Here is a 14,311-nt window from a genome sequence, read left to right as displayed (position 1 = left end):
TGCCCTCCTATAAAGTTGAAACATAGTCATAGACTAATTTCAACAACATAACTGTCGTTACCGACAAGAATACAACTCGCACCAAAGATGAGCCTTTTGCAATGGCGAGGTGCGATCCTACATAAGCGCCAATAATTTGACCCGCCCCAGTGGCAAGGCCATACTTAACATTGACGTGTCCTAAATATAAAAATACCAATAAAGACGCCAAATTACTAGTAAAATTCAATATTTTTGCATTAGCAGAAGCATGCAAGAAATCAAAACCTGTAAAGATAAAACCCATAATCAAAAACGTACCTGTACCAGGTCCTATAAAGCCATCATATATACCGATACCAAGAGCAAAAGCCATGCAAATATATAGCGCTTTTCCTGCTACCTGAGATGTACGATTGATTTCACCCCAGTCTTTTTTGAACACCACAAAAAGTGTTACACAAATAAGTAATATGATGATAATAGGCTTTACATACAACGGAGGTAAAGAAACAACCGCCAATGTACCAAGCATAGACCCCACAAAGGTAAAAGGCAATAATTTACGAACTAGAGAGAAATCAACCATGTGATTTCTCAAAAATGTAATGGATGCGCTACCAGCTCCAAAGATACTAGATAATTTATTACTGCCCAGAGCCACACTAGGTGGAAGATTTGTTAATAACATGGCAGGTACAGAAATGAGGCCTCCGCCGCCCACAATGGAGTCTACAAAGCCAGCAAACGCACCAGCTACGGCGAGTAAAACGAGTATAAGGATATCAAATGGTAAACCTGTTACCGCAATGAGCCACTCCATAATAAACCTCCTACAGATAGCACATCAACGGTCGCCAAAGGCCACCGTTGTCATGCTAGTTTATTTTATTTTGCACCTAGACGATCGAGAGCCAATGTATAACCATCAGCACCATATACTAAACAGCGCTTTACACGACTAATCGTAGCAGTACTCGCACCCGTTTCTTCTACGATTTTCTCATAGCTCTCCCCTGCGCGAAGCATTTTTGCTACTTGTAAGCGTTGAGATAATGCTTTTAATTCGTTAATCGTACAGATATCTTCGAAAAATGCATAGCATTCCTCTGTATTTTCAAGCGTTAAAATGGCGGTGAACAATTCGTCATTTTGTTGACTTCTCAATTTTTCATTGATACTCATAGGATCCTCCTACTTCTTATTCATCGCTTTAGACCAAGCATCACCAATCATTTGTACAACTTGTACCAATACAATCAAGATGATGATTGTAGCGATCATAATATCGGCTTGGAAACGTTGGTAACCATATCGGATAGCAATATCCCCGAGGCCACCGCCGCCGATAGCACCTGCCATCGCAGAGTAACCGATGAGGTTGACGATAAGCACCGTCACATTGTCAATAATTGTTGGCAATGCTTCTGGTAATAATACTTTCCAAATGATTTGTAATGGGCTTGCCCCCATGGATTGAGCCGCCTCGATAACGCCAAAATTGATGTCCTTAATAGACGTTTCTACTAGGCGTGCCAAAAACGGAATTGCAGCAATGGTCAACGGCACACATGCTGCAGTTGTACCGATGGATGTACCTACCACCATACGAGTAAACGGAATGATAGCAACCATCAAGATGATAAAAGGTACAGAACGGGTTGCATTGACAATGGCACCCAATACTTTATTGAGTGCTACATTTTCCAAGATATGACCTTTAGAAGTAACAACCAAAACAACACCAAGAGGAATACCTAATAACATTGCCATTACGGTAGAAATTATCGTCATTTGCAATGTATCAAGGGTACCAGTTATGAGTAGATTAATGATTTGCTCTGACATAACCGATCACCTCACTTTCAATTGGTAACGTTTTGATGTAGTCCAAACCTTCTTGCGCATTTTCTGGGTCACCATTCAAGATAACGATGAGGCGACCAACGCTCGTATTTTGGATGTAATCAATGCCGCCAAAAAGGATGCTTACATCTAAATTAAAGCGTCTTACAAGACCTGCTACTACAGGCTCATCTGTTGCTTGTCCTGTAAATTTGAGGCGAACTAATGGGGCGGTTCCTGCAATCCATTGATCATGCAACTCTAGATGTTCCAATGCTTCTGGAGGTAAGTTTTCACTCACTACAGAGCTAATAAACTCTTTTGTCGTATTTTCACGAGGATGTGTGAATACTTCAACCGTACTACCTTCTTCGAGTATTACACCGCCTTCAATAACTGCCACGCGATCACAGATTTCACGAATAACATGCATCTCATGTGTAATGAGCACAATAGTGAGCCCTATCTTTTCGTTAATATCTTTCAACAATTTCAAAATAGAATCTGTTGTTTGAGGATCAAGGGCAGATGTGGCTTCATCACAAAGGAGAACTTTTGGATTTGAGGCCAATGCACGAGCGATACCAACACGTTGTTTTTGACCACCAGATAATTGAGATGGATAGTTGTTCATACGCTCTGTAAGGCCTACGATATCAAGGATCGGCTCGATGCGCTCCTTGATTTCAGCCTTACTCATACCTTGTAATTCCAACGGAAATGCTACATTGTCATACACTGTGCGAGAGGACAAGAGGTTAAAATGTTGGAAAATCATACCGATATTTTTGCGTGCTTTACGCAAAGCTGATTTACTAAGTGTGGTTAAGTCTGTACCATTTACGATAACAGAGCCAGATGTAGGTGCTTCGAGCATATTGATGCAACGAATCAAGGTGGATTTACCGGCACCGGATTGGCCGATAATGCCAAAGATTTCGCCTTCTTTCACATTTAGGCTAATATCTTTCAACGCTTCCACACGAGTAGCACCTTCATAGACTTTACTAATGTGTTCTAATTGTATCAAAATAATTTCCTTTCTTAAGGTAAATGTGTATCATTTGATGAAAGCAACTTATCTATCAAGGTAGCCCCTCTTCCATCAATTTTTCTAGTGCTTCGCGTAGACGAAGTGTAATGGCACCTGGTTTACCACCAGATACTAAATTTCTGTCTAGCTTAGTAATTGGGATGACACCACCAATTGTATCGGTAAAGAATAATTCATCCGCATCATCTACAAAATTACGATCGAATTCTTTCTCAATAATGGTAATACCTAAAGATGGTGCTACACGGGTTAAGATCATTTGGCGCGTAATGCCTTTTAAGATATGATTATCCGCTGGATGCGTGTACAAGATACCATCTTTAACAGCAAACACATTAGATGTAGCGCCCTCTGTACAAATGCCATCACGGAACAAGATGGCTGTATAGGCAAATTTCTTTTCTGCTTTTGTTTGCGCCAAGATATTCGGGATCAAGTTGGTAGTCTTAATATCAACATGTTCCCAACGTTCATCAGGCAAAGCTATCGCTTTTACACCTTCACCCAATTTATTAACTTCATCTAAATCCAAAGTACGGATAGACATAAGCATTTGTGGTTCTAATTTGGAGCGATCATAAGCATGATGACGTGGTGCTACACCACGAGAGATTTGTAAATAAATATAGCCCTCTTTGATTTCACTTTGCTCGATCAAAATTTCGTGCAATTCTGTCAAATCATCAGGGGTCATTTTTACAGGGATATCCATTTCACGCATAGAGCGATACAAGCGATCTTGGTGGTAAGACAAAGCGAAACAACGGCCTTTTACGACACGAACAACTTCATATACAGAGTCACCAAACAAATAGCCACGGTCATCAATGCTAATAACTTTGGCACCTGGTTCGACGAATTCACCGTTAAAATATGTTAATTCTTGCATAGGAGCACCTCTTTTTCTATTCCGTTACTCTATCAAGTGGTAATCATCATGGACTTATTATAACACAATTACTTTTAAATTTTCACACTTTACTTTGTGAAAGATATTAATTCGATATACAAAAATCCGCTAGGATACCATAGTTAAAAACTATATCCTAGCGGATGTATAACAAATATTATGTTTATACTAAATCAGCACTACAAAACTAACTAAAACTACGTACACCATTAACGTACTAGCACCAATTAGGGCTCTCTATAAAATAGTTCTCATACTAAACTAATGCCCCAGTATAAATTTACGGATAGATTTAGGCACATAATTAAGAGCCACCGTAGACAAATAGGATAATCCCAACGCCATAACATACATAATTAGCACGTTGGACACCGTATACAAGAGATTATATTTAGCCATCGCACCAGAAATGATTAACAACCAAAATGGATGAGCTAAATAAATACCATACGATTTATCGCCTATCTCAGACCAAATGGACTCCATCGTCACATTCATAGGTAGCCTTTGGAATAGGAACAAACTAAACATCGTTCCCAATCCTGTATAAAGGACGCCCATAGGACTCATTTGATGTACCGTGTAAATTGCTTCTAACACAGTGTAATGCCATACGTCCATGACATAGTAATAGGAGCCAAGCATCAACAATATGGAGCTTACCGCACTGATGCCTAAAAGGTAACGATAACGCCACATATATTCGCAGACGGTTTCATATCGTTCAGCACATACGGCACCTAAAAGGAAAATCCACACATAATGAATAACCCAATAGTTGAGTCGCATATCAAAAAGATATTTAAGAACTGGCTGATTGCTTAGATTTTCTGTTACCCAACGGCCAAGCATGTAAGACGAAACATAATCGATACCAACTTGGATGACAAATAGTAACACCAGCCAAAATATAGGCCGTTTTAAGATAACTTTCACCATGGCCCGCCATAATGGCATCATCACGTAGAACCATAGCAAAATTACCATAAAGTATAGATGATACATAGAGGTACCAAAGAGTAGATTTATCGCCAACGGCCCTGGATGTAAATTGCCAAGGTTATGAGCTGTCACCCCTGTATATAGCAGGTAAAAGATGGACCACGTAATATATGGAAATAGCACCACCTGAATGCGGCGGTGCATAAATTCCTTATATGAGAATGGTCCCTCTACCGAGGTATGATAAAACAATCCAAATGCAGAGAGAAAGAAAAACGCAGGCACTCCAAAGCGAGAAAGAATTTCTAACACGCTGATGAGTTCTAAATTTACAAAAGGATTTTGCAATGCGTAAGATCCTACATGAATGCCGATAACACCGAGCATACAGAGGCCTCGCATATAAGTAATTTCCGGTAAAAACGCTTTTTTCATAGCCATTGCCTATTCACTATTGACCAGGTGCCACTGCAGGTGTCGGTACCACACGTGGACCTTGAGACTCTGTAGCTGGTTGTTTAACTACAGGAGGGGTAGATGTAGGTGTTTGAGGCGTTGCAGCTTTTTCAGGTTGTGCCGGTTGAGCTGGTACAGCCTGACCATTTGCTTTAGCAGCCGCTTCTGCCTTAGCCTTAGCTTCTGCTTCAGCCTTAGCTTTTGCTTCAGCTTCTCGTTTCAAGCGTAATTCTTTTTCAAGTGGTACCACTGGTTTGTCATAAACAGTGATATCCGTTTCAAATAGACGTCCCCATGGGAATGTAGCTTTTACTGTACGAGGATTGATTTTAAGGTATTTTTCAGCGAAATCTTGAATGCGTTCACCTAAATAACTTTCAAGACGTTCATTTAATTCACCAGAGTAACGAACATTGTCTGTTCTGATAGAATCTTGCATACGATAAATATCTTTGCGGATATTTGCTTGATATGCCCAGTTATCCAAATATTGTTGCGTCAACATATCACGATGACCTTCTGGACTCATAGATTTAAGCAATAATCCTTGAGCAATAGCGTAACCTACTGTGTTACTTGCTGTATTCCAACCATTATACGCACCGATTTTGTACAACAAATCTCGTTTATACATAGCGGATACCAATGTATTATCTGCGCCATTATTGAAAGCAATATCTGCAACGCTTACGTTCACACCAGAGTCAACAGCTTGCTGAATGCGATCTACGAAAGCATTTGTAGAGTTGGAGATCATTGGGAAGTTTTCGAAGTTTTCAGACTCGCCTGTACTCGTAGTAAGAGGTGTATTAACAGCCAATAATACAGTTGGTTTACCTTGTGTCACCATCGTGCCACCTACAGCCTCAACGTGTTGAGCAATTGTTTTATCAATCGTTTGATCTTCGTAACCTGGTAATGTTTTACCTCCGCCACCGAGTGGATAAATTACGGAGAATGTAGGTTTTTCTGTGCTCACATCGGTACGGGAACGCGCCATCAATAAGAGACCAAGTTGGTCAGCACCAGGGAAGCTACCGTATTTTTCAACAGAAATATCCTTGGAATATTTGTTAAGGTAACGACCTTCTAGAGCGGATTGAGATAATTGAGATGTATCATCATGACCTAATGCAAAGTAGTCGAATACACCACTGCGAGTTTCATCAATCAACTCTTTGTTGATTTTCATATTTTTTTGACGGCGGTCAAACCAGTCTTGCAAGTATTCCACAGGAACAGAGGCTTGTAGGCTCATCAATTTTTGAGTTTCTTCTTGCGTTAAAGAGCCAGAATCTAATTTATCTTGTAATGCAGCGATTTGGAAGATAGTTGGGCCATATTCCGCATAGTAGGCCGGTTCAGTACCACCACCACTCGCGCGTGGGGAACGCATTACGGTACCAAATCCATAGATGCGTACATTTTTATTACGCGCTTTTAAACCTTCAATACGTTTCAAGCGATTTTGCAATGTGCTAAGAGGAATATTATGTTTACGAGAATCTACAAGACCTCCATAAATAAGAGTATCTGTACTTAATACCATAACATCAGCACGACCTGCATTTTGCTCTACCCAAGCCATAATTTGATCAGCTTGACCTTGGTACGTCTTACCAGAAATCAAGTGTTGAGGTGGTGTCAACACAGTCATACCCGCCTCACGAGCTGTATCAACTGTATATTGCAAACTTACAGGACGATCATCTTGAGGTACATATAATACGGTTTCTGCATCAATTTTGATGGATGTACCTGTAGCAATGGCTGTAACCATTAATGCTACTTTCAACCATTTATTTGTCATAAATCAAATCTCCTTCTGTGTACACGAGTACTCTCGACTCGAAAATTAACTCTTATATAATACTCTTTTTTTCTGACACTTTTATGAAATACTTAATAGTATAATTATATCATTTACCTGTTATTTCTCAAATGCAGTGCCTTTAGCTTTAGCGCACTTTGGGTAAGCTCCAATTATATTTAATAGCTAGTAAACGGATAACTAGTACAACGGTAAACGCACCATATACAGCCTCTCCAACCCAGTTAGAAATAACCATTAAGTAATAAACGATGCCCCCAATAACACTAGGTAGAGCATACACATCTTCTTTCAAAACAGACGGAATCCGTTGAGCCAGCATATCTCGGATAATACCACCTCCAACGGCAGTAATAGTTCCTAATAAAACAATGAAAATTGGCAACTCTGGATATAGTTTAAACCCTGCAGATGCTCCGGTTACTGTAAAAGATGCCAACCCAACTGCATCGGCTAATAAATAGCTTGCTCGGCTACGAGGGCCCATAGCATGCTTGCGATAACGGCTGTTATAGATAATAAATACGATAATTGTTACGGAAATAACCACAGTTACATATACAATATTGCGTAACGAATTCGGCGGAAAATACCCCAAAAGAACATCACGTACAATTCCACCACCGATTGCCGTGGCCAGTGCCAATACAGCCATACCAAATATATCCATTCTCCGCGCCACCCCAACAAGTGCTCCGGAGATAGCAAAGGCAATAGTGCCAATCATATCAAATATATACCAAATAATATCCATAATACCCTCACACAATCTATTCGCATAACTTCGCACACTATGATAGACTTTATGTAAGATATTATACATTAAGAGGTATGAGAATGACAAAAAACATTACACCTATAGAGATTAAAAATATGGATGAGCGTAGCCGTGATGAATATTTTATGGGTTTTGCCCTAGAGGAGGCCCACAAAGCTTATGCTCTAGGAGAAATTCCTATCGGCGCCATTTTAGTTCAAAACAATACAATCATTTCACGCCACCATAATCGCCGCGAATTAGATCACGATGCAACGGCTCATGCAGAAGTGCTCGTCATCCGCGAAGCATGCGATGTACTCAAGCGCTGGCGGTTGACTGGTTGTACCCTGTATGTTACGATAGAGCCGTGTCCGATGTGCGCTGGAGCCATCATCAACAGTCGTATTGACCGTGTTGTATATGGTGCAAGTGATTACAAAGGAGGCGCTGTAGAGTCTCTTTTCAATGTACTCTCTCACCCTGGTTTAAATCATGAACCCGAATTAGCATCGGGGGTCCTTGGTGATGAATGTAGTCAAATCATGAAAGACTTTTTTAAAGAGCGCCGTAAAACACGGAGGAGTACCCAAGAGGCTGAAGGGTCCGCACTCGAAATGCGGTAGGTCGGGCAACCGGCGCGGGGGTTCAAATCCCTCCTCCTCTGCCATATAAAATATATAAAGCGCTAACCGTGGTTAGCGCTTTTTTGCGAAGGGACCACTACTATGAAAAAATATTACCCTTATCTCATTACGGTGAGTCATATGATTAACGACTCCTGTCAAAGTGTATTACCTGCCCTCTTGCCATTATTTATCTACACTTATGGACTTAGTTTAGAGCAAGCAGGCTTTCTCATATTAGCCAATACAGCATTATCTTCATTGTTACAGCCATTATTAGGTTATGTCTCTGACAAGATCAATCAGCCACGGCTCATCACCTTAGGTGTTCTGCTCTCAGCTTGTAGCACAGGTGCCATGGGGTTTGTAACCTCCTATGAAAGCTTGCTTGTTTGTGCTACCTTAGCTGGTGTAGGCTCCTCTATCTTCCACCCTGAAGGAGCGAAAATCATGAATCGCCTCGGAGGTGGTAAAAAAGGTAAAGCCATGGGTACCTTCGCCATCGGTGGTAGCTCTGGTTTTGCCATCGGTCCACTCTTTGCGGGCTCTATTGCCTATACAGTAGGTCCTCATGGACTGGCAGCTTTCACCATAGTAGGTCTTATCATCTCAACGGTTTTATTCGCCCTCATGCCGCGCATAGTAACTTGTGCACGCACTATCGACCAAGCGGTAGCTATGGAAAATCCTACATTAGTGGCTAAGCCGCTCAAAAATTACTGGAAATACTTTGGTATTTTGTTCGTTATCATCCTAAGCCAATCGGTAAACTTCCGCGTTATCAATGCATTCATTCCTATCTTCTGGACTCGTGAACTCGGCACTAGCCCAGAGCAAGGTAGCTTTGCATTAACCATATTCTTTAGTATTGGTATCTTCATGACATATATTGGCGGTCTACTAGGCGACAAATATGGTCCCATCAAAATCATTAGACTATCCCTATTGATTTGGTTGCCAGCTATGTTCCTATTAACAGAAGTGCCAACCTTCTCCCCTGTTATCATGATGCCTATAGCCTATATGTTACTACTCATGATTGGCGCTGCTAAAGCTCTTAGCTACAGCCCAGTTATCGTACTAGGCCAAACCTACCTTGCTAAAAGCATCGGTTTTGCGTCCGGTATTACCCTCGGCGTGAGCCAAACTATCGGCGGTATCATCGCACCTGTAGTAGGTAACCTTGCGGATACCTATACTTTACCTGCCGCTATGATGACACTCGTACCATTCCTAGTAGTGGGTCTTGGGGCTTCATTGATACTTAAAGATCCTAAAAAATTACAATAATCATAACCACCCGTAAAACGGATGGTTTGCTCTAACCCTATAAGAGTCTTTCTCTAGTAATGGCCCTTTAAAGAGGGCATTGAATAATCTGACAACCACTCTATTACCACTGGCTACCCCCTACTCGGGGGCTTTTATTTTGCCTATTTTACCAGCTCACCCGTAAACGGGTCGGTATACTCTTTAAAGTTTAATGTATCTTGTGCTATATCTTCTTGTAATTGATTGCGAATATACTCTTTATCGCCCCTTCATATCGTACCACTGTATCCACATAATATCCTCTACACCAGAAATGTCTATTTCCATACTTATATTTTAAATTTGCGTGTTTATCGAATATCATGAGGCTAATTTTGCTTTTTAAATACCCCATAAAACTCGATACACTTAAATGTGGTGGAATCGTTACTAGCATATGGATATGATCCGGACAGCATTCCGCCTCGATAATTTCTACATTTTTCTCTTACATAAATCTCTTAGAATTTTACCTACATCAGCTTTTATCCGCCCATAAATTATTTGTCTTCTATATTTTGGAGCAAAAACGATATGATATTTACATCTCCATTTACTATGTGATAAACTTTTTACGTTATTCATTAACATTGAACCTCCTATGTTGAAATGTTATGGTTGCCAGACCAACTCCATTCTAACACTAGGAGGTTCTTTCCTTTTCTCTAAGAATTTTTACTGACCCCCAGTTTAACTGGGGATTTAGTCATGCCTATTCGGCGTACCAAAAAAAGCAGTTGTACCAATATAAGAAACAACTGCTTTTCCTAATTTATAATCCATTAATTAATTCTTGCAAAAAAACTCCTACATTCGTACACTGTCGCTCAAAACACAATTCTCTAATAGAGCTTGTATTATTATTAGCAGTATCTATAGGATGTTCAGCGGAATTAATTATTTTATCAATCTGTATCGAATTGCCTTTTTGATACTCTTCACCCAAATACCGTGATAGTTCACGTATATTTATGTCATTATCAGCACTAGATTGTACTGGCCTCGATGTCATTTGTTTAAAATAAGCCAATAACCAAACTTCAATTGCAACATTAGAAAATACTAATCTTGTATACTCATTTTGATTAATTTCACACTGTATTTGTTGATATTCCGATCTAGTTAAATTATCCCGGTCTATAATAATATAATATCTTTCATAACTTCTACGATCAGTCGTTTCAAAGGTACGTACCTCAGATAAACCAAAAGAAACCGCATTACCACCACTTGGGGGTACTCGTTTTATAGTTTTGGCAGATATCTTGAATCTTTGAAAAATAGCTTTAAAGTAAGCTGCTTCCGTCTGACCATCAACAATCAATAAATATTTTAATTGCTTGGGATTATTTTTAGATGCTCTCGCCAAAATGAACACTCTCACTTTCAATACTTATATTTTATAACTCTAATATATTTTTCATCAACACATCATTAATGATCTGATCTGCTCCATAAACCCCCTCTTGATAGTTTTTCTTTATATCACTAATTTTTAATTCATTAAAATCAAAAGCACTGTCTAGTCTAGACACCCCATAATAATCTTTATCAACAAACCAAATTTGATCTGTTCTAAGCTCATAATCTAATACATCATTATTATGAGTCGTTGCAATCAATTGCGTATAGATATTATTCCATTCATTAAAAATACGGAATAAAATCTTAACTAATTTAGGATGTAATGATCGGTCAAATTCATCTATCAAAAAGACTTTAGGTTTATGACTATTTTCTAAAATAGTCATAGCTAGTAATAAAAAAATCCTAGTTCCGATACTTTCAGCATCATAATTAATTATAAATGACTCCCCATTTTCACCTTCATGAATACATTTCACCAATAAAATTGGCTCCGGCTTTTCCCCATCATTCTGAACAGGAACAATAATCTCTTCCGTTATAATATCTTTTATATTAAAATCTGCTGCTTTCAAAAAATATAAGACATTCTTTTTTAATTGTGTATTTTTATATAAGGGCCTAAATAGCTGTTGACTATGTAAAGTATTAGATAGGAGACCTGGCGTAATTATATCTAACCTAAACCATTCATAAGCCTCTTTAGCCTCTTTTACATTGTTATTTTGAGCAAAATATAATAATGGTTGATTATGTCTTAATGCATTAGCCAAGCTTTTAATAGTTGTTGGCATAATAACATTACCTATATTTCTTTCAAAAACAACTTCATTATTTACACTCAAACATTCATTTATAATACTCGCGAAATTATATTCAATAGTATAGACATATATTTTTTGATTTTTATAAAATCTAACTTTAAAAAATACATTACCACCCTCATTAGCATATGTATCTGTAGGAAGTAACTCAAAATCCGATGGAGTTCCAGAAATGACAATACTTCTAAGTAATTGAAACGCCTTAATTACATTAGTTTTTCCGGATGCATTCCCACCGAAAACAAAAGCAGATTTCACTAAAGTTATCTCACCTATATCAACAGTATTTTCCTTAGCATACTCCTCTATATGGTCTCCAGTCTCCATTGATAAAGTAGCTTTATTCTTAAAAGACCTAACATTTTTAAAAGAAAAATCAATTAACATCTAATCACCTCCCAAAGTAATCCATTATTAATATTGACGTATATTTAATAATATACTAATTATAACATGATAGAAATAATATTTAAGAAATATATCAGTATAAACATTAGCATCCTTAATATGTTAATAATATTTATAATACATTTCCCAAATCTATTAATCTATCTTCTATAATCAAGATTCTAACTAAAGCTCGTTATTTCTTTAAATCAGCTATCGTTCCAAATTAGGTCGTCGTATAAAATGTATTTAGTAATAAAAAGACAAATAAAATAAAGAAAATTACCATTAACATAAAATCTACATATACTGTACTTAACATATGTAATTCAAAATATTCATCGAACTTTATACCTTTAGTTGCAATATCTAATCCATAAACAAAAGTAGCGGCACAAATGATTCCAAATCCTATTGAGCTCCGTATAATGCAAACTTGCTTTTTAGTTCTACTCAGCTCTTAATTATTTTCCACCTTAACTCACTTATTGGAAGATTTTTTATCTTAGCATAAATTTTTGATTTATATGTATACCAACATTTCTCATCAGCATTTAGAAATACTTTTCGGTAAAATTTAATAACTTTTCTAGGAAGATTCTCTTTTTCTGGTAATAAGGCATTCATATTAACTTTCCTCAAACTTCAAACTATAAGTAAATCACATACTAGCTCTAAATATAATATTTAACCAATTCAAAGTTACATAAAGAGTAAAAATAATCCCCCCTTTAGCCTAATTATCAAAAGCATTTAAAGGGGGGTATTATAAAGTTTAGTGTTTTAGCATTTCATTCAATATAACTACATCCGTTTCTTTCATGCCTTGTGCCACAGCACCAATACTGCGGATAGTTTCATCAACGGAGTATGCTACAAGGCCATCGCCTTTTTGGTAGTTTTTGTTAAGGCGAGCTTGTTTATATCCCATAAAAGCGCCATCAAGGGAAATTGCAATTTTACCTGCACAGGATGGTTTCGCACCATCACAAACGATACCAGATAGACTTGCAAGACCATTTACAAGAGTGTTCTCAATGATATCTTTACTATCACCTTTCAAAAAGGCTATGCCTGCTACGCTTACCACACCGGCAGATACAACGCCACAGTATGCAGACAATTTACCAATACCAGATTTAACGTAAAGCGTTAGCAAGTTAGCAAAGACGAGAGCGCGATACAATTCATCTTCACTTTTACCAAGTTCCTCGGCAGTCGTAATGATTGGTACAGACACGGTTAAACCTTGATTACCAGAGCCAGAGCAGATAACGACAGGCAAAGGACAACCACTCATACGCGCATCAGAGCCAGCTGCGGCACGAGCCTTACATTTCGTTTCGAGAGATGGATTTTCTTCATCTAACAATAACAATTGTCCAATATTAGATCCATAATCATTGGATAGACCTTCCTTAGAAATTGCAGTATTATACTCAACTTGCTGTTTAATTTGAGGTAGGATACCAGAAATATCACCTGTTAAAGCAAATTCGTAAATGCTATCAAAGGTCATGGCATATTCTGTTTTAGCCGCTTTCTTAATTTCATTGACTGTTTCAGAGACAATCTCACCATCTACTGATACATAGGTTACATTCGTATGGTCATTTTCAATGCGAACAACCGCTGTATGTTCATCTGTTTCTGCAGTGATTTCTATATATAGATTATCTACGCCTTCAGCAAGTGAAACGGTACAGAAGTTGGCATCAAGCAATGTGCCAAGCCATTTGCGATCTTCGTCTGTAGCAGATTCCAATACTTCTAGTTCACGCTCTGGATGGCCTACAATAGCACCCAGTGTAGCGGCCGCCGTTAGTCCTTTTCGCCCCCCAGAATTTGGAATGACTACGGATTTTACATTTTTGATAATATTCGCGCTGCATCTTGCGTGAATATGGTTAGGAAACTCATCTAAAACAGAGACTGCCTTCGCAGCCGCATAAGCCAATGCAATTGGCTCAGTACAACCGAAGGCAGGACGCATCTCTGACTGTAACAAAGAAATATAATCCATC

Annotated in this window: 13 protein-coding genes, 1 tRNA gene and 1 pseudogene; 3 read left to right on the top strand and 12 right to left on the bottom strand. The window is 38.5% G+C overall.

The genetic code is table 11. The annotated features are described in order from the left end of the window. Window positions 1-7: 7 nt before the first annotated feature. The 8 genes from E6X37_RS06365 to E6X37_RS06330 form a co-directional block, all read right to left on the bottom strand. Window positions 8-802 (bottom strand): TSUP family transporter, encoded by a 795-nt coding sequence (locus E6X37_RS06365; protein WP_077708198.1) that lies wholly within the window; start codon window positions 800-802, stop codon window positions 8-10. Between the two features lie 65 nt (window positions 803-867). Next, window positions 868-1,164: a YerC/YecD family TrpR-related protein gene (locus E6X37_RS06360; protein WP_077708197.1), complete on the bottom strand. Its 297-nt coding sequence runs from the start codon at window positions 1,162-1,164 to the stop codon at window positions 868-870. A 9-nt stretch (window positions 1,165-1,173) separates the two neighbouring features. Beyond that, window positions 1,174-1,827: a methionine ABC transporter permease gene (locus E6X37_RS06355; RefSeq protein ID WP_004693611.1), complete on the bottom strand. Its 654-nt coding sequence runs from the start codon at window positions 1,825-1,827 to the stop codon at window positions 1,174-1,176. Then, a complete protein-coding gene (locus tag E6X37_RS06350; RefSeq protein WP_316689697.1) occupies window positions 1,808-2,854 on the bottom strand; it encodes a methionine ABC transporter ATP-binding protein in 1,047 nt (348 codons plus the stop codon). Before E6X37_RS06350 ends, E6X37_RS06355 begins: the two co-directional genes overlap by 20 nt. A gap of 55 nt (window positions 2,855-2,909) precedes the next feature. Next, window positions 2,910-3,767, bottom strand: coding sequence for an aminotransferase class IV (locus tag E6X37_RS06345; protein ID WP_316689696.1), 858 nt, complete (start codon window positions 3,765-3,767; stop codon window positions 2,910-2,912). A 282-nt stretch (window positions 3,768-4,049) separates the two neighbouring features. Further along, complete coding sequence (locus tag E6X37_RS06340; protein ID WP_316689695.1) at window positions 4,050-5,171, bottom strand: acyltransferase; 1,122 nt, start codon at window positions 5,169-5,171, stop codon at window positions 4,050-4,052. Between the two features lie 10 nt (window positions 5,172-5,181). Beyond that, entirely contained in the window at window positions 5,182-6,996 is a 1,815-nt protein-coding gene (locus E6X37_RS06335) for a DUF4127 family protein (RefSeq protein ID WP_287550281.1), read from the bottom strand. Window positions 6,997-7,144: 148 nt separating this feature from the next. Continuing rightward, window positions 7,145-7,771 carry a trimeric intracellular cation channel family protein gene (locus E6X37_RS06330; RefSeq protein WP_004693621.1) on the bottom strand — a complete coding sequence of 209 codons (627 nt, stop codon included), beginning with the start codon at window positions 7,769-7,771 and terminating at the stop codon, window positions 7,145-7,147. A gap of 83 nt (window positions 7,772-7,854) precedes the next feature. Between E6X37_RS06330 and tadA the strand changes: the two genes are divergently transcribed. The 3 genes from tadA to E6X37_RS06315 all read left to right on the top strand — a co-directional run bounded on the left by tadA (window position 7,855) and on the right by E6X37_RS06315 (window position 9,690). Next, on the top strand, window positions 7,855-8,400 hold the full coding sequence (tadA, locus tag E6X37_RS06325) for a tRNA adenosine(34) deaminase TadA (RefSeq protein WP_004693623.1): 546 nt from the start codon (window positions 7,855-7,857) through the stop codon (window positions 8,398-8,400). Next, window positions 8,354-8,444, top strand: a tRNA-Ser gene (locus E6X37_RS06320). The genes tadA and E6X37_RS06320 overlap by 47 nt, the downstream gene beginning before the upstream one ends. 58 nt (window positions 8,445-8,502) lie before the next feature. After that, on the top strand, window positions 8,503-9,690 hold the full coding sequence (locus tag E6X37_RS06315; RefSeq protein ID WP_316689694.1) for an MFS transporter: 1,188 nt from the start codon (window positions 8,503-8,505) through the stop codon (window positions 9,688-9,690). A 143-nt stretch (window positions 9,691-9,833) separates the two neighbouring features. On the opposite strand, the pseudogene tnpA reads toward E6X37_RS06315, so the two are convergent. From tnpA to E6X37_RS06295, 4 genes and pseudogenes are all read right to left on the bottom strand, one after another. Further along, a pseudogene (gene tnpA, locus E6X37_RS06310) lies at window positions 9,834-10,296 on the bottom strand (IS200/IS605 family transposase). A gap of 187 nt (window positions 10,297-10,483) precedes the next feature. Then, a complete protein-coding gene (locus E6X37_RS06305; protein WP_316689693.1) occupies window positions 10,484-11,080 on the bottom strand; it encodes an RloB family protein in 597 nt (198 codons plus the stop codon). Window positions 11,081-11,111: 31 nt separating this feature from the next. Further along, window positions 11,112-12,287 carry an AAA family ATPase gene (locus E6X37_RS06300; protein WP_316689692.1) on the bottom strand — a complete coding sequence of 392 codons (1,176 nt, stop codon included), beginning with the start codon at window positions 12,285-12,287 and terminating at the stop codon, window positions 11,112-11,114. A 775-nt stretch (window positions 12,288-13,062) separates the two neighbouring features. Beyond that, window positions 13,063-14,310: an L-cysteine desulfidase family protein gene (locus E6X37_RS06295; RefSeq protein WP_008602759.1), complete on the bottom strand. Its 1,248-nt coding sequence runs from the start codon at window positions 14,308-14,310 to the stop codon at window positions 13,063-13,065. Between the last annotated feature and the right edge of the window lies 1 nt (window position 14,311).

Origin of the sequence: Veillonella parvula (assembly GCF_032550495.1) — a bacterium.
Lineage (GTDB): Bacteria > Bacillota > Negativicutes > Veillonellales > Veillonellaceae > Veillonella > Veillonella parvula_G.
Note: the sequence above shows the minus strand (reverse complement) of the source record. Positions and strands in the feature narration are given on the sequence as shown.

Excerpts from the sequence above, each read along its gene's own strand:
- E6X37_RS06355 (WP_004693611.1), bottom strand. The coding sequence starts at position 1,827 with ATGTCAGAGCAAATCATTAATCTACTCATAACTGGTACCCTTGATACA.
- E6X37_RS06300 (WP_316689692.1), bottom strand. The coding sequence starts at position 12,287 with ATGTTAATTGATTTTTCTTTTAAAAATGTTAGGTCTTTTAAGAATAAA.
- E6X37_RS06345 (WP_316689696.1), bottom strand. The coding sequence starts at position 3,767 with ATGCAAGAATTAACATATTTTAACGGTGAATTCGTCGAACCAGGTGCC.
- E6X37_RS06330 (WP_004693621.1), bottom strand. The coding sequence starts at position 7,771 with ATGGATATTATTTGGTATATATTTGATATGATTGGCACTATTGCCTTT.
- E6X37_RS06365 (WP_077708198.1), bottom strand. The coding sequence starts at position 802 with ATGGAGTGGCTCATTGCGGTAACAGGTTTACCATTTGATATCCTTATA.
- E6X37_RS06335 (WP_287550281.1), bottom strand. The coding sequence starts at position 6,996 with ATGACAAATAAATGGTTGAAAGTAGCATTAATGGTTACAGCCATTGCT.
- E6X37_RS06315 (WP_316689694.1), top strand. The coding sequence starts at position 8,503 with ATGAAAAAATATTACCCTTATCTCATTACGGTGAGTCATATGATTAAC.
- E6X37_RS06295 (WP_008602759.1), bottom strand. The coding sequence starts at position 14,310 with ATGGATTATATTTCTTTGTTACAGTCAGAGATGCGTCCTGCCTTCGGT.
- tadA (WP_004693623.1), top strand. The coding sequence starts at position 7,855 with ATGACAAAAAACATTACACCTATAGAGATTAAAAATATGGATGAGCGT.
- E6X37_RS06340 (WP_316689695.1), bottom strand. The coding sequence starts at position 5,171 with ATGGCTATGAAAAAAGCGTTTTTACCGGAAATTACTTATATGCGAGGC.
- E6X37_RS06360 (WP_077708197.1), bottom strand. The coding sequence starts at position 1,164 with ATGAGTATCAATGAAAAATTGAGAAGTCAACAAAATGACGAATTGTTC.